This window comes from Pseudoalteromonas sp. APC 3250 (assembly GCF_030407915.1).
Classification (GTDB): domain Bacteria; phylum Pseudomonadota; class Gammaproteobacteria; order Enterobacterales; family Alteromonadaceae; genus Pseudoalteromonas; species Pseudoalteromonas tetraodonis.
On the sequence record NZ_JASDCM010000008.1, the window covers coordinates 1 to 13,753 of the forward strand.

Annotated in this window: 12 protein-coding genes, 3 tRNA genes, 2 rRNA genes and 1 pseudogene; 13 read left to right on the top strand and 5 right to left on the bottom strand. The window is 40.3% G+C overall.

Translation table 11 applies throughout. From position 1 onward, the window contains the following. Both QL986_RS10185 and rrf read left to right on the top strand, forming a co-directional pair. Window positions 1-92: ribosomal RNA gene (locus QL986_RS10185) — 23S ribosomal RNA — on the top strand; the annotation flags it as partial. A 136-nt stretch (window positions 93-228) separates the two neighbouring features. Beyond that, window positions 229-343, top strand: a 5S ribosomal RNA gene (gene rrf / locus QL986_RS10190). 156 nt (window positions 344-499) lie between these two features. Here rrf and QL986_RS10195 read toward each other — a convergent pair. Genes QL986_RS10195 through uvrD form a run of 4 tightly spaced genes read right to left on the bottom strand, consistent with a single transcriptional unit; the run spans window position 500 to window position 6,740 of the window. After that, on the bottom strand, window positions 500-1,357 hold the full coding sequence (locus QL986_RS10195) for a chemotaxis protein (RefSeq protein ID WP_138687041.1): 858 nt from the start codon (window positions 1,355-1,357) through the stop codon (window positions 500-502). Between the two features lie 56 nt (window positions 1,358-1,413). Next, window positions 1,414-2,538, bottom strand: coding sequence for an ABC transporter substrate-binding protein (locus QL986_RS10200; protein ID WP_138765301.1), 1,125 nt, complete (start codon window positions 2,536-2,538; stop codon window positions 1,414-1,416). Then, entirely contained in the window at window positions 2,507-4,597 is a 2,091-nt protein-coding gene (locus QL986_RS10205; protein WP_138687042.1) for a GNAT family N-acetyltransferase, read from the bottom strand. The genes QL986_RS10200 and QL986_RS10205 overlap by 32 nt, the downstream gene beginning before the upstream one ends. Next, window positions 4,575-6,740, bottom strand: a complete 2,166-nt coding sequence (gene uvrD, locus QL986_RS10210) for a DNA helicase II (protein WP_008108265.1) — start codon at window positions 6,738-6,740, stop codon at window positions 4,575-4,577. The genes QL986_RS10205 and uvrD overlap by 23 nt, the downstream gene beginning before the upstream one ends. Before the next feature lie 315 nt (window positions 6,741-7,055). Here uvrD and QL986_RS10215 point away from each other — a divergent pair, with 315 nt between their 5' ends. The 3 genes from QL986_RS10215 to QL986_RS10225 all read left to right on the top strand — a co-directional run bounded on the left by QL986_RS10215 (window position 7,056) and on the right by QL986_RS10225 (window position 8,441). Then, window positions 7,056-7,280: a hypothetical protein gene (locus tag QL986_RS10215; protein WP_024601291.1), complete on the top strand. Its 225-nt coding sequence runs from the start codon at window positions 7,056-7,058 to the stop codon at window positions 7,278-7,280. Window positions 7,281-7,393: 113 nt separating this feature from the next. After that, complete coding sequence (locus QL986_RS10220) at window positions 7,394-7,762, top strand: YacL family protein (RefSeq protein ID WP_013463756.1); 369 nt, start codon at window positions 7,394-7,396, stop codon at window positions 7,760-7,762. Between the two features lie 52 nt (window positions 7,763-7,814). Beyond that, window positions 7,815-8,441 (top strand): dUTP diphosphatase, encoded by a 627-nt coding sequence (locus QL986_RS10225; RefSeq protein WP_024601290.1) that lies wholly within the window; start codon window positions 7,815-7,817, stop codon window positions 8,439-8,441. 1 nt (window position 8,442) lies between these two features. On the opposite strand, the gene yrfG is transcribed toward QL986_RS10225, so the two are convergent. Further along, window positions 8,443-9,090, bottom strand: coding sequence for a GMP/IMP nucleotidase (gene yrfG, locus QL986_RS10230; protein WP_024601289.1), 648 nt, complete (start codon window positions 9,088-9,090; stop codon window positions 8,443-8,445). Between the two features lie 286 nt (window positions 9,091-9,376). Between yrfG and nudE the strand changes: the two genes are divergently transcribed. The 8 genes and pseudogenes from nudE to QL986_RS10270 all read left to right on the top strand — a co-directional run bounded on the left by nudE (window position 9,377) and on the right by QL986_RS10270 (window position 13,751). Next, window positions 9,377-9,949 carry an ADP compounds hydrolase NudE gene (gene nudE / locus QL986_RS10235; protein ID WP_024601288.1) on the top strand — a complete coding sequence of 191 codons (573 nt, stop codon included), beginning with the start codon at window positions 9,377-9,379 and terminating at the stop codon, window positions 9,947-9,949. Continuing rightward, window positions 9,942-10,739 carry a 3'(2'),5'-bisphosphate nucleotidase CysQ gene (gene cysQ, locus QL986_RS10240; RefSeq protein ID WP_024601287.1) on the top strand — a complete coding sequence of 266 codons (798 nt, stop codon included), beginning with the start codon at window positions 9,942-9,944 and terminating at the stop codon, window positions 10,737-10,739. Before nudE ends, cysQ begins: the two co-directional genes overlap by 8 nt. Window positions 10,740-10,880: 141 nt before the next feature. Next, window positions 10,881-10,957 (top strand) — tRNA-Met (locus QL986_RS10245). Window positions 10,958-11,039: 82 nt separating this feature from the next. Next, window positions 11,040-11,116: transfer RNA gene (locus tag QL986_RS10250), tRNA-Met, on the top strand. Window positions 11,117-11,183: 67 nt separating this feature from the next. Next, window positions 11,184-11,260: transfer RNA gene (locus tag QL986_RS10255), tRNA-Met, on the top strand. A 191-nt stretch (window positions 11,261-11,451) separates the two neighbouring features. Next, a complete protein-coding gene (locus QL986_RS10260) occupies window positions 11,452-12,066 on the top strand; it encodes a trimeric intracellular cation channel family protein (protein WP_024601286.1) in 615 nt (204 codons plus the stop codon). A 34-nt stretch (window positions 12,067-12,100) separates the two neighbouring features. Then, window positions 12,101-12,964, top strand: a pseudogene (locus QL986_RS10265) (magnesium chelatase domain-containing protein); the annotation flags it as partial. Between the two features lie 175 nt (window positions 12,965-13,139). Beyond that, window positions 13,140-13,751 (top strand): TnsA endonuclease N-terminal domain-containing protein, encoded by a 612-nt coding sequence (locus QL986_RS10270; protein ID WP_290191508.1) that lies wholly within the window; start codon window positions 13,140-13,142, stop codon window positions 13,749-13,751. The last annotated feature ends 2 nt before the right edge of the window (window positions 13,752-13,753 follow it).

Consider the following 13,753-nt stretch of genomic DNA (forward strand, 5'->3'; position numbering starts at 1 on the left):
GCCGTTGAAGACTACAACGTTGATAGGCAAGATGTGGAAGTGGTGTGAGCCATTAAGCTAACTTGTACTAATTACCCGTGAGGCTTAACCATACAACGCCAAACGCGTTTTATGTGATAGTTTAAGCGAAGAAGTTAATAGAACTAAAGTAGATTACTTGATTACTCTTTATTATCAGAAATTCCAAATTTTAGTAAGCTCGATTAAATCGAACTTACACCAAATTTGCTTGGTGACAATAGCGTTTTGGACCCACCTGACCCCATGCCGAACTCAGTAGTGAAACGAAACAGCGCCGATGATAGTGTAGCATTTGCTATGTGAAAGTAGGACATTACCAGGCTCCAAATAAGAGAAACCCGTTACAGCGATGTGACGGGTTTTTTGTTGTCTGCAGAAAAGTGAAAATGCAGCTGAAAGGTAAAAGTAAAAGAATAAGCGCCTAAAGCCTACTAACCGAACTTTTGTTATTAAGTGTTGTTTATAACAAATAATTAGCTTAGAACAGTCCATAGGGTTCGGTTTCTTGCTCTTGTGTGTTGTTAGAAGCTTGAAGTTCTTTGGGTTTAAATATAGCGCTTGGATCAATAAGTACGCTGTGTTTATCGGCTAGCTTAATTAATCCATGCATCATATTTCTTGTTTGTGGATCAATATCAAAGCCTATTTCAGTCAACTTATCGAGAGGTTTTATATCTTCTTGTCTATATTCAATATTATCTTCTACTTTATCAACTAATAAGCCAACATGCGGGGTCATTCCATCTTTTGTTGTAAAAACAATAATCGGTTTATAGTCTAAGGTTATTTGCTCTTTGGCTGATTCAAATAAGCGCTCTAATTGGATCAGCTCATGGCGCTTTACAATTTCAAGCTGTATGAGGACTTGTTTACTATTTTTTTGTTTATGTACTTTAATAGTGTCTTCTACTTTTTGTAAAAGTGATTTAAACGGCTCATTAAAGCGTGACATCGTACTTTTTAATTCGTCGTTATCGGTTTTAAATTCCATATAAAATTGTTCAAAGTCAGCAAGCTCACATTGACTCGTATTTAACGAATTTTGCGAACTTAGTAACGCTTGTTCTAATTGATTAAACCACGTATTGAGTTGTTTTTGCCAAGATTTAAGTTGCTTTAACGCATCTCGGTTACTGTGCTCTGTAGACACGCCATTTAAAATTATTCCTAAGTCAAATACTGGGGTTGGGATCCCCATATAATCTTTAACGCCTAGGAAGCTCTTGTTATCGTTAGGCAGCACCGTGAGGTTATTATGAAATTGTTCCGTTAATAAGATATCAAGAATCTTAAGTGAAATGGTTTTATAACCCACTTTAAAATTAATTAAGTCCATGGCTTCCTCACATACTAAGTTTGTATACTAAGGATAGAACAATATTTGCAAGGTATTTATTTATTCACATAATAAGAGCGATAAACATTACGTTTATTGTTGTTTTCAGTATTTATGAATAACTTTTGGATAAGTGTATCGGTTACTAATAAAGAATTAAGCTCATTCATCAGGCAGGATTGCTGAAGGGGGAATTGACAGTTTTTCGCTGCTTTGCTAAATGCCATAGCGTTAATATAACCCTCAAAATGAAGACGACTCGGTTTTTTGATGTTGCTCGCTTGCATATCGGCTAAAAACTCAGTACAAAAATTATCGTTACAATTTAGTGGGTTTGGAACAATCTCAGTTACCATAATATTTGATGGTGAGTTTACTTCATCAAATAAGTCAAAGCTGGGTACAAACGAAACGCTAGTATATTCAGGATTAAACCCTTGCTTTTGGGCACTATTAATAAACTCAGAGAGTGGTTCATAAGTGCCGACTAAACAGATTGCCGTTACTCCGCTTAATTTTAAGGTATTAAGTGCTGACTCCACATCTTGGCTATTGCGTTTGTAGCGAGCAACTATTACCGGTGTAAGGTTATATTTAGCGAGCGCTTCTCTTAGTCCTGATTCTACATATAAGCCAAATTCGTCAGCCTGTATAAACAGCCCTATTTTAGTATGTTTATGCTCTTCAACGAGGTATTTGATTTGTTCTTGTGCTTCGTCGTTATAGCTTGCTCTTAAGTTAAATGCTTTAACTGACGGTTTTTCACGAAGAAAGCTCGCCCCGCTAAAAGGCATTAAGAACGGAATTTTTGATTGTTCTAGTAAAGGTATAATTGCATGGCTGGTTGGGGTACCCATGGCACCAAACAGGGCATCAACTTTATTTGTGTAAATAAACTCACGAGTATTATTAACGGTTTGTTTGGGTTCATAGTGATCGTCAGCAACTAAAAGTAGCACCTTAGCGCCATTAATGCCGCCAGCGTTATTAACTTTGTCAAAATAAACGCTGCTACCTTTATGTAACTGTTGGCCAATATTTTTAGCAGGGCCAGTCAGTGCAGTAGACATGCCCAGCTTAATTACTTTGTTGTTGGTTTGCTCGGCATGCGCGAAAGTTTGCCCAAGCACTAATGCTATAAGGACAATGTTAAGGTTTGCTATTATGCGAAATGCGCTCATACCAATTATTTACAGCCTTTTTAAATAATGTATTAAATGACTTTGTGCCATTCAAACCTAACTGACTTTGGATATTTTTCGGTGTCCAATTTTGTAATACTAGCCTAATAAAAACATATTGGAAATTATCGTCATCGGTTGGCAAGCTATACGGCAATGCCCAAAAACGTCGCCAGAGCAATGGTTTTATATTAAAAAGCTGGTAGTCACTTGTTAACATAGACTTTAATCTTAATTGCTCAGTGATACTGCCAGTATGAGTATTAAAATGAGAGACAATTTTCGCGACCAGTTGATAATCAAGCTGACTATAGTGATCGAGTAGTTTCAAAGGGAAATCGGCTTCGAACTGTGCTACTAATTGCTCTACTAGTTGGTCACTTTTAGTTAAGCTTTTAACAACTAATGCGCTGTGCTCGCCCGTTGCCTTATCTTTTTGAAAACCGAGTTTAACTAAATCAAAGCCATTACTTTGCCAAAAACTGAGTAATTGCGCATTGCCACCAAAGCTGGCACCAAACCAATGACACTCGCTCTGCAATTGCTGTTCACAGTATTTAAGTAACTGTGTGCCTATTTTTTTGTTGTGATGCTGTGGATCAATGGCAATACGCACCACGCGGGCGCAGTGTTGTTTTAAAACATCAGCATTAAAACTCAATTGTGCTAACGTTTGTGCCATTAAGTGACCTTGAGGCCTGCGCTTTCCTTGTGCTATTTCATTGCTCATGGCGGCATTAAACCCACCTTCAATCGCAATTAAACAGACACCGAGAATATTATCACCTTGTTGGCAAACAAATACATGTTGTTTAGTGGCGTCTAGTAAGTGGCGTAAATCATTCACACTGGTTTGATAATGTGCCAGCGTTAGCAACCCAATCACTTGATAAAGTAGTGACTCGTTACTAGCAAGTTGATGTGCCTGTAACTGCTTAAATTGCAGAGGGGTAGAGTGTAAGGTGAGGCTGTGGTGTTCAGCATCTAAGGCTAATAACGTGCGAATGTGCAGCTCTAATGGGTCCTGCTTTGCAAAGCGAATAGGCTGCTCAAGAGTCATACTGCGCATATTTTTAAAATGCGTTTTAATGTAGCGAGTAAACTTTAGAATATAGCCGCGACCATTGCCTTCATAGCCAACCATGGTGCTTGAAAATACCACGCGAGGATAAAGGTGGAGTAGTTTTATGAGCATTGGAACAGGGATTGCTGCCGCTTCATCAATTAATAGCAAGTCACACTCAGGCTGTTCGTTAAGTAGCTGATCAGGTGCAATATATTGCATGTTTGCAATGCATTTATTGCCTGCTTGATACTCCAAATTAAGTGCGTTTGCTAAATGTTTAAAGCTGCTGTGCAATGCGCGAAATTGCATAGAGCTGATGAGGATTTTTTTATCGCTGAGCTCGCTTGCGGCAATCCCTAATGCCGCTGATTTACCCCGTCCCCGATCAGCATTAATCAATAATGGTCTATTTGCCCGTCCGTGCGCGGTTTTTTTTATTAATTCAACACATTGTTGTTGCTCGGTAAAATCTATTGTACCTGCTGATGAATCAATGTCGGCAAGAGTAACCCAGCCATCTTGTTGATTAAAATGTAATAAGGAGGCGTTGCTCAGTAAGTGCTTTAAGCGTTGATTAAAAAAGCTGTATTGATGCGCTTGTCCAAATGATTGAAATAATGGCAGCGCAGGATCGCACCAATGTTCAAGTGATTCGAGCGGTGGAAGTAATACAATTAAAAAGCCACCCGCTTGAACTACGCCCGCTAAGGCTGCTAGTTTATCTGGCACCAGTCCACTGTAGCCATCATAAACAGCATGGGCGCACTCTTGCCCTAAAATTTGATGGGTATGCTCTGGCCAATGTGCATTAACTAAATTTGTGTTTTTAGAAAGAACAAAAGAGGGTTGCTGTAATTGAGCAAGCAGCTGAGTGCATTGCTCATAACACCAATTTTTATCGCCTGTAAGCAACAGTAACTGACGATGTTTAGCATTCGTTAGCTGCTGTTGCAGATGCTCTATAACGCGGTTAAACGGCTTGTAGTCTTGCATAAGCTGTTACTAACCACTTACTACCTAAGTCGTCAAAGTTAACTTGTACTCGCGATTGTGCGCCACTGCCTTCGTAATTAAGCACCGTACCAATGCCAAATTTTGCATGTAGCACCCGTTGACCTAAATTAAACCCGCTTTCTTCAAAGGCGGCATGGCTAACCGATGCACTAAAGCGACCAGCTGCTGGCGGGCGAGAAACCTGGGTTTTAATGCGAATTTCTTCTACGCAGTCTTCGGGTATTTCACGTAAAAAACGCGATGGGCTGTGGTATTTTTCTTGACCATATAAACGGCGGCTTTCTGCGTGGCTTATATACAGTTTATCCATAGCACGGGTCATACCTACATAACAAAGGCGGCGTTCTTCTTCTAAACGGCCCGTTTCTTCATTACTTTGTTGTGATGGGAACATGCCCTCTTCAACACCGACCATAAATACCAGCGGAAACTCTAAGCCTTTAGCTGAGTGAAGCGTCATCATTTGTACCGCATCTTCATGTTCATCAGCTTGCCCTTCACCTGATTCAAGCGAGGTGTAGGCTAAAAAGCCTTGTAGTGGTGAACTGAATTCTTCCTCTTCAGGGAGTTCATATTGATCGCAGGCGCTAATTAATTCTTCTAAGTTTTCAACCCGAGCACGGCCTTTTTCACCTTTTTCAGCCTGATACATTGCCATTAACCCTGAGGTTTGAATGGCATATTTAGCCTGCTCGTGCAGCGTTAAGTCACTAATCTTATCTTCAATATGTTCAATTAACTCAACAAACTTGGCAACAGCTCCAGAAGCGCGACCCGATAAATGCTGTTGCTCTACAATGGCTTTAGCAGCATACCAAAGCGGCAAGGATTCAGCGCGAGCGCAGTCACGTATATGGCTTAATGTTTTATCGCCAATGCCGCGGGCGGGCGTATTAATAACACGCTCAAATGCCGCATCATCTTGGCGGTTACCCACTAAGCGTAAGTATGAAAGAGCATCTTTAATTTCTTGGCGTTCGAAGAATCGCATACCGCCATAAATTCGGTATTTTAAACCTTCTTGTAGCATTGCTTCTTCAAGTACCCGCGATTGCGCATTACTACGATATAAAATAGCCGCATCTTGAAGTGCATTACCCGCATTAAGCCAGCTACGTAATTTGCTACTCACAAAGCGCGCTTCATCTAGCTCATTAAAAGCAGCATAAATAGAAATAGGTTCACCGTCGTTACCATCGGTCCATAAACTTTTACCCATTCGCTCGGAGTTATTTTGAATTAACGCGTTTGAGGCTTTAAGAATAGTGGCAGTCGAGCGATAGTTTTGCTCAAGGCGAATCGTCTCTGCATCAAAATCGGTTAAAAAGCGTTTAATGTTTTCTATTTTTGCGCCGCGCCAACCATAAATACTTTGGTCATCATCACCTACAATCATGATGCTGCTGGTATCGCCCGCAAGTAATTTTAACCATGCATACTGAATAGTATTGGTATCTTGAAACTCGTCTACGAGCATGTGCGCAAAGCGCTGCTGATAATGACGCAGCAAGGTTGGGTTATTTTTAAGAACCTCATAGCTACGTAGTAATATTTCAGCAAAATCAACTAGGCCCGCTCTATCACAAGCTTCTTGATAGGCGGCATAAACGCGCAGCATCATTTGCTCGTTAATATCGTATGCCTGAATATCTTTAGGGCGCAGAGCTTCATCTTTTTTAGCGCTTATGTACCAACCAAACTGCTTTGCCGGCCATTTTTTATCATCAATATTCATCGATTTTAATAAGCGCTTGATCATACGAAGCTGATCGTCAGAGTCTAAAATTTGAAAGGCTTCTGGTAAGTTTGCTTCACGGTGATGTGCACGCAAAATTCGGTGCGATAAACCATGGAAAGTACCAATCCACATGCCCCCTACAGGGGCTTTTAATGTTTCTTCAACCCGTGAGCGCATTTCTTTAGCGGCTTTATTAGTAAAGGTTACCGCAAAAATACTATAGGCAGAGGCTTGCTCTACTTGCATTAACCAGGCAATACGATGAACCAATACTCGAGTTTTACCTGAACCTGCTCCTGCTAATACCAGCATGTTTTGTAATGGCGCTGCAACGGCATCGCGTTGTTTATCATTTAAGCCATCGAGTAATTCTGAAACGTCCATCGTTACGCCTTTTTAATCAATAATGAGAGCAGTATAACAGGTGTTTTTGTTAGGCTAAATAAAATACTGTTTTTATAAACAGCTATTTATAAAATACGTATTTAAGTTGTTGAATAGTTAACAGTATAAACTGAGCAAGTAACTAAAATAGCTATTTAAAATTGCTAATTTGACTTATTTTTGGCAAAAAATACTAAAATGATAAATTCGTAATAATTTAACTGTATGATTTGTAAGCCTTAATAAATTGGCATAAAGTGTGTAAGTATAAATAATAAGTACAAATACAAAATTAATTAAACTACAGAGGTTAGTATGTCTCAACAAGGTTCTGGCGGTAACGTAATCGCAGCATTATGTAATATTTTTTTCCCCGGTTTAGGGCAGTTGGTGCAGGGCCGCATTTTAGCGGCACTTGTTTTTGCAATTCTGGTTTTTGGCGGTTATGCGTTATGGTTTTTAGTTGTTCCAGCCATTATTGGAGCCGTATTCCATTTATGGGCAATTATTGATGCTGCCCGCTATCGCTCAGGCGGTTAGCTATAGTGAGCATACTTTAATAGCGCCTTATGGCGCTATTTTTGTATCTGGCTTTCATTATTCATAGCTGATTAGGTTATAATCTGTTGTATTAGCAGTACTGGAATAAAGTTATGGAATACCAATTCATTCGCGATCCTATTAGTGGGTTAAGAATTAAAATTAGCAGCGAGCACGCGATTATAGGCCGCTGGTTAAATGAAGAAATAGGCAAAGATAAAGTGGCGATGGTGCAGGCACTTATTAGCTCGGTGAGTTCAAGCTTTGAGCCGGTAACACTTAAAGGCCAAGAAATTGATCTGATCCTTTCTAAAGATGAAGCATTATTCGAAGCACATGCGCTGCATCAAGATAACGAAGATATATTAGCCTACCAAGATGACGAACTCATGCTGGAAGAGAATGATTTAAGCAGTGGTTGTGGTTTTGAAGACTTTGTTGACCTGATCAACTCGTGGCATGAGTTTTCGGCTGGTCGTTAAGTTATATTATCTGTATTATTACCCTAATTATAAATCCAACAGTGGAACCAATATGTCTGCGAATTTAAACAAACTAGTTGTTATGCTAGAAATGCAAAATGCCATGAATACCAAAGTACATGAGCAATGGTTTAGTCAAGGCTTTGAATGGTATAGAGCTATTTGGGTTGAATGTGCAGAAATGCTGGATCATTACGGTTGGAAATGGTGGAAAAAACAAACGCCAGATACTGAACAAGTAATTTTAGAGCTGGTTGATATTTTTCATTTTGGTTTATCGCTACGTATCGACGGTGAGACCAGCTACGAGCAAATAGCAACACAGCTACAAACTCAAATGAGCGCCCCACAGCAAGGTGATGATTTTAAACAAACGCTTGAATTATTAGCAGCCAGTGCGGTTGCCAATAAAACCTTTAACGCGGCTGCTTTTGCCGGTTGTATGGCACAAATCGGTATGGATATTGATGATTTATATCGTGGCTATGTGGGTAAAAATACGCTGAACTTCTTCCGTCAGGATCATGGTTACAAAGAGGGTAGCTACATTAAAGTGTGGCATGGCAAAGAAGATAACGAACACTTAGTTGAAGTAGTTAAAAGCCTTGATACTGAGCATGTAGATTTTGCAAAACAGGTATATCAAGGCTTAGTAGCGCGTTACCCTCAGGGCGAATAAGCTAAATAAGCTTACGGTAATCGGTGACACTTAAGTAATCGGTTATATCGTTATGTGGTTGCTGGCTATTCGGGTTAGCAACCGCAAGTAAATGCTCAATGCCGTATTCTCGTGCGGCATTTAATACCGGTAAGCTGTCATCTACAAATAATGTGCGGCGTTTATCAAACCCTAAATCCCCTTGAACCTTGTGCCATAAACTTTGTTGCTCTTTACTTACCCCATATTCATGCGTTGACACCACCCCGTCTAAGTAGTTATCAATGGCGGTATGTTCAAATTTAAGCATTACGCATTCTGGATGAGCATTGGTAAGTAAAATGAGTTCTTTACCTGCACGTCGAAGTTCAGTTAAAAAATGCGGAACGTCTTCACGAATTTTGATTAAGTGAGCAGACTGGCGCTTTAGTTCGAGAATAGGTAAGTTTAGCTGTGCTTCCCAATAGTCAGAGCAGTACCACTGAATTTTGCCACTCACAGCCTGATAGCGTTTTAAGATATCTGCGCGGGCTGCCTCAAAACTGATATTTTGAGCCAGAGCATGTTGTTGTGGAACAACATTGAGCCAAAAGTCAGTGTCGTAATGTAAATCAAGTAAAGTCCCGTCCATGTCGAGTAATACAGTATCGATTTTTGACCAATTGAGCATGATATATCCTTGTGGAAATTGAGGCGTTAAATGACTACGTTGCGATGAAATGCTTGCAAGCGAAATATAATGGGCTCTGTTAATTGAACTTTAAAAACATATACCCAATGATGAAATATTAAGGGCGAATTCAATAACGCCAGATAAATATTTAACCTTAACTACGGGTAAGATATTTTATGATTAATTCTGCATTTAAATTGCTTTTAATTCAAACTGAAACTCGCATCTTATACTCATTTGGGTATATGATTAGTATAACTGCAATGATAGCAAATTGATGCCCATGACACAGAAAAAGCACCCAACACCACCACAAATTCTCAGTAATAATGTTGTCGCTAAAAGTCGCTTATTTACTGTGGAGTCTTTAGAACTAAAATTTTCAAATGACGAAGAGCGTCAGTATGAACGAATTCGCGGCGGTGGCCGTGGAGCCGTTATGATTGTACCCATCACAGCTGAAAACGAACTACTACTCGTTCGAGAGTATTGCGCCGGCACCAATGATTATCAGTTAGGTTTCCCTAAAGGATTAATTGACCCCGGTGAAACACCTGAGCAAGCGGCAAACCGAGAGCTCAAAGAAGAAATTGGCTTTGGTGCTGAATACTTTGAAGCACTTAAAACGGTCACTATGGCGCCTAGTTATTTCAATGCCACTATGCATATTCTCTTTGCTAAAGATTTATACCCTGAAACCCTATTAGGTGATGAGCCAGAGCCATTAGTGCTTGTTAAATGGCCACTTGCGCAGTGGCAGTCGCTATTAGAACAACCTGACTTTACTGAAGCACGTAGTGTTGCCGCTCTGCTATTATTAGATAAGTACTTAGCCTCAGGAGCGACTAATGGATAAATTACTTGAACCATGCATAACACTTGCCCAAAGTGCAGGTGATGCAATTATGGCTATTTATAAAAAAGATGATATTGGTCAACAAGAAAAATCAGACAATACGCCAGTTACTAAAGCAGATTTAGCCGCAAACGATGTACTTGTTGCTGGCTTAAAAGCGCTAGCTCCCGATATTCCTATTATGTCCGAAGAAACGCCGATCCCAGCATTGGAAGACAGGCAGCACTGGCAACGCTATTGGCTGCTGGACCCGATGGATGGCACCGGTGAATTTATATTAGAAAGCGGCGACTTTGCCGTTAATATTGCGCTGATAGAAAATAATCATCCTGTATTGGGAGTGATTCATTGGCCAGCAAAGGGCGTGACCTATTTTGCTACCGCTAATAATGGGGCATTTAAGCGTAAAGGCGAGCATGATAAACAAATATTTGTAGCGCCTCCCGAAAGTTTAACTTTGGCTGTAAGCCGCCGCCAAAAGGTAGAAGCCGTGAGTCAGTATTTAAATGCGCAATTTGCAACGGTGGCTTTAGGCTCATGTTCGCTTAAAGCTTGTATTGTTGCTGAAGGTAAAGCTGACTGCTTTTTAAGAATTGGTCCCACTGGTGAATGGGACACTGGCGCATCACAAGTAATAGTTGAAGAGGCGGGGGGGTGTATTACCGATGCTGAGTTTAACCCTCTGACCTATAACCAAAGGGAAAGCACAGAAAACCCAGACTTTATTGTTATGGGGCATCCCGATTGGGAGTGGCAAAAAATGATAAACCCACATCAGCGATTAGTGTAATAACCGCCTTTTGATGGGTTTTTGTTCACTTAAACGTTTTTAATTAGTAAAACCTTGCATTATAGGTTTATTCCTATATTATAGCGCTCTCTTCGAAACAGGCTTGTGAATAACACGATACTGTTACAAAGAAATTACAGGCGCGGGATGGAGCAGCCTGGTAGCTCGTCGGGCTCATAACCCGAAGGTCGTCGGTTCAAATCCGGCTCCCGCAACCAATTTCCTTTAGAGGTTTGAGGTTACTGTAAACTCTAACTTAAGAGATTAAATTAAGTAGTCGATAGACTTAAAATATACAGGCGCGGGATGGAGCAGCCTGGTAGCTCGTCGGGCTCATAACCCGAAGGTCGTCGGTTCAAATCCGGCTCCCGCAACCAATTTCCTTTAGAGGATTGGAAGCCAAGTTGTAATGTAAGCAACTATAAATAAATCTGCAATTTCAGGCGCGGGATGGAGCAGTCTGGTAGCTCGTCGGGCTCATAACCCGAAGGTCGTTGGTTCAAATCCGGCTCCCGCAACCACTGAAATAACATGTTTTATTAAATCGACACGCCTAAAGCGTGTTTTTTTATGCCTAAAATTCATATTCCCTCACGCTATTTTTAACACGTATTTCTGCTGTTCTTTTCTAATTCTACTTTTTGAAAGTGTTATTGCTGAATATTTAGTATGCTATGCGTTAAACTCTTTAAAACTTTTTGTAATCAAAATTATGACTGAACTCTATCACTGGTTTGATTTAATTGGCGTAGCGGTATTTGCTATATCGGGCACCTTGGTTGCCTATGAAAAGAAAATGGATGGCTTTGGTGTGGTTGTGCTTGCAACCGTTACGGCTATTGGTGGCGGTACTGTTCGCGATGTGATACTCGATCAACCCGTATTTTGGTTACACGATCAAAGCTACTTCTATGCTATTTTAGCCGCAGTGCTTGTTACAACACGACTGATCAATAAACAAAAATCGATTCCTTATTATGTTTTACAAACAGCCGATGCATTTGGTTTAGCCTTTTTTGCAGTAATGGGAGCACAAAAAGCGCAATTGGCCGGTATGCCTGATATGACGGTTATTATTATGGCGGTGATCACCCCCTGTTTTGGTGGATTGATTCGCGATGTGCTTGCCCGCGATATTCCTATGCTGCTCAAAGGTGAGCTCTATGCTATTACCTGTATTGCTGGTGGTATTGTGTATACGTTAGCTATAAACCTATCTTTAACGGTGGAAGTGGCGATGATCTTGAGTATGTTAATGACCTTATTGCTGCGCTTTTCGGCCATTAAATGGAAGATTATATTACATGTTTTTAAATATCCTGACTAAACTGGTTTAATACAGCAGTTAACTAGGATAAGGAATGTCGTTAGCCCGTATATTTTCTCGCGCACAAGTAGGAATTAATGCCCCCGAGGTTATGGTTGAAGTGCATTTAGGGAATGGTTTACCTGCATTTCATATTGTCGGCTTACCCGAAGCATCGGTTAAAGAGGCCAAGGATAGAGTACGCAGCGCCCTTGAAAACTCTCAATTTGGATTTCCCGATCAACGTATCACCGTTAATTTAGCACCTGCCGATTTACCAAAAGACGGCGGGCGGTTTGACCTTGCGATTGCGGTAGGCATTTTGGTCGCATCGGGGCAAATAGTCTGCCCTGATATTCATAAGTATGAGTTTTATGGTGAGCTTGCACTTAATGGTGAAATACGTGCAGTGAATGCTATTTTACCCTCAGTGCTCGGTGCTAAAGAGCAAAACCGTTGTTGCTTTCTTCCTCTTGAAAACGATAGTTTGGCCAGCCTTGTCAGCGGTGTAAAACGAAAAGCGGTAAGCTCTATACAAGAGGTGTGGGGAGACTTACTCAACCAACAACCTTTACCATTGAATATTGCCTACCCTGACTGTACCCAAGCGCCAGACTTTTTACTCGATTTAAGTGATGTAAAAGGCCAACCCGGTGCTAAACGAGTACTAGAAATTGCTGCCGCAGGTGGACATAACCTACTATTTTTAGGGCCACCAGGAACCGGCAAATCAATGCTTGCGCAACGAATGTCTACAATAATGCCAACCATGTCAGATGATGAAGCCATTGATACCGCTGCTTTGTATTCCATTATTGGCCACTCAATCGATTTAACCAACTGGCGTCAGCGACCATTTCGAAATCCTCATCACACTTGCTCTGCAGTTGCGCTGGTAGGCGGTTCGTCTAACCCTAAATGACAATTACATCACTATAAAGTAATAATTAGACATCTTACTTAAAAAGTACATAGCTTGTAGTTATCAATTACATCGATATGATGTATTGAATAGTAATCTACACCTTTAACGAGTGATGTTTAATTTTATGTCTGTACGTACAATACCAAAAAATTATAGAAATCTGACAGGATTGGCAAATTCACAAAAAGCCAATGATGCATTCTTTGAATCTTCCCTTGAACGCGACTTTTTAACAATGATTGAGTTTGATAGCTGTATAGAAAGCTACGATGTTCAACCGGTTTGTATTTCATGGGTGGATTCAAATGGCAGAAAAAGAAAATACACCCCTGATGTATTGCTTAGTTACATATCGGGTCGTTCATCGTTCTCTAATAGCAATATAGTACTTTGCGAAGTTAAATACCGTAGTGACATTAAAAAAAATTGGGAAGACCTTAAGCCAAAATTCAAGGCCGCAATTCGTTATGCAAAAGTGCAAGGTTGGCGCTTCAAGCTGTTTACTGAGAATGAGATACGCACAACTTATATGGAAAATGCTCGATTTTTACAACCATATTTACGTGATGCACTCAATGAATCTCACGAGGAATTAATATTTGGTGCACTTCATTCAATGAGAGAATGCAGTGTTGAACAATTGATTAAGTCTTTATTTAACGATAAATGGGCGCAAGCTGAGATTTTACCTTCTTTATGGTGGCTCATTGCGGCAAAAAGAGTGAATTTGGATTTAAATTTACCTATCACTATGTCTTCACGTATTTGGATAGGGAGATAAAT

Coding starts and splice junctions, on each gene's coding strand:
- QL986_RS10225 (WP_024601290.1), top strand. CDS start 7,815: ATGTCTGCGAATTTAAACAAACTAGTTGTTATGCTAGAAATGCAAAAT.
- QL986_RS10220 (WP_013463756.1), top strand. CDS start 7,394: ATGGAATACCAATTCATTCGCGATCCTATTAGTGGGTTAAGAATTAAA.
- uvrD (WP_008108265.1), bottom strand. CDS start 6,740: ATGGACGTTTCAGAATTACTCGATGGCTTAAATGATAAACAACGCGAT.
- QL986_RS10195 (WP_138687041.1), bottom strand. CDS start 1,357: ATGGACTTAATTAATTTTAAAGTGGGTTATAAAACCATTTCACTTAAG.
- cysQ (WP_024601287.1), top strand. CDS start 9,942: ATGGATAAATTACTTGAACCATGCATAACACTTGCCCAAAGTGCAGGT.
- nudE (WP_024601288.1), top strand. CDS start 9,377: ATGACACAGAAAAAGCACCCAACACCACCACAAATTCTCAGTAATAAT.
- QL986_RS10260 (WP_024601286.1), top strand. CDS start 11,452: ATGACTGAACTCTATCACTGGTTTGATTTAATTGGCGTAGCGGTATTT.
- yrfG (WP_024601289.1), bottom strand. CDS start 9,090: ATGCTCAATTGGTCAAAAATCGATACTGTATTACTCGACATGGACGGG.
- QL986_RS10215 (WP_024601291.1), top strand. CDS start 7,056: ATGTCTCAACAAGGTTCTGGCGGTAACGTAATCGCAGCATTATGTAAT.
- QL986_RS10205 (WP_138687042.1), bottom strand. CDS start 4,597: ATGCAAGACTACAAGCCGTTTAACCGCGTTATAGAGCATCTGCAACAG.
- QL986_RS10200 (WP_138765301.1), bottom strand. CDS start 2,538: ATGAGCGCATTTCGCATAATAGCAAACCTTAACATTGTCCTTATAGCA.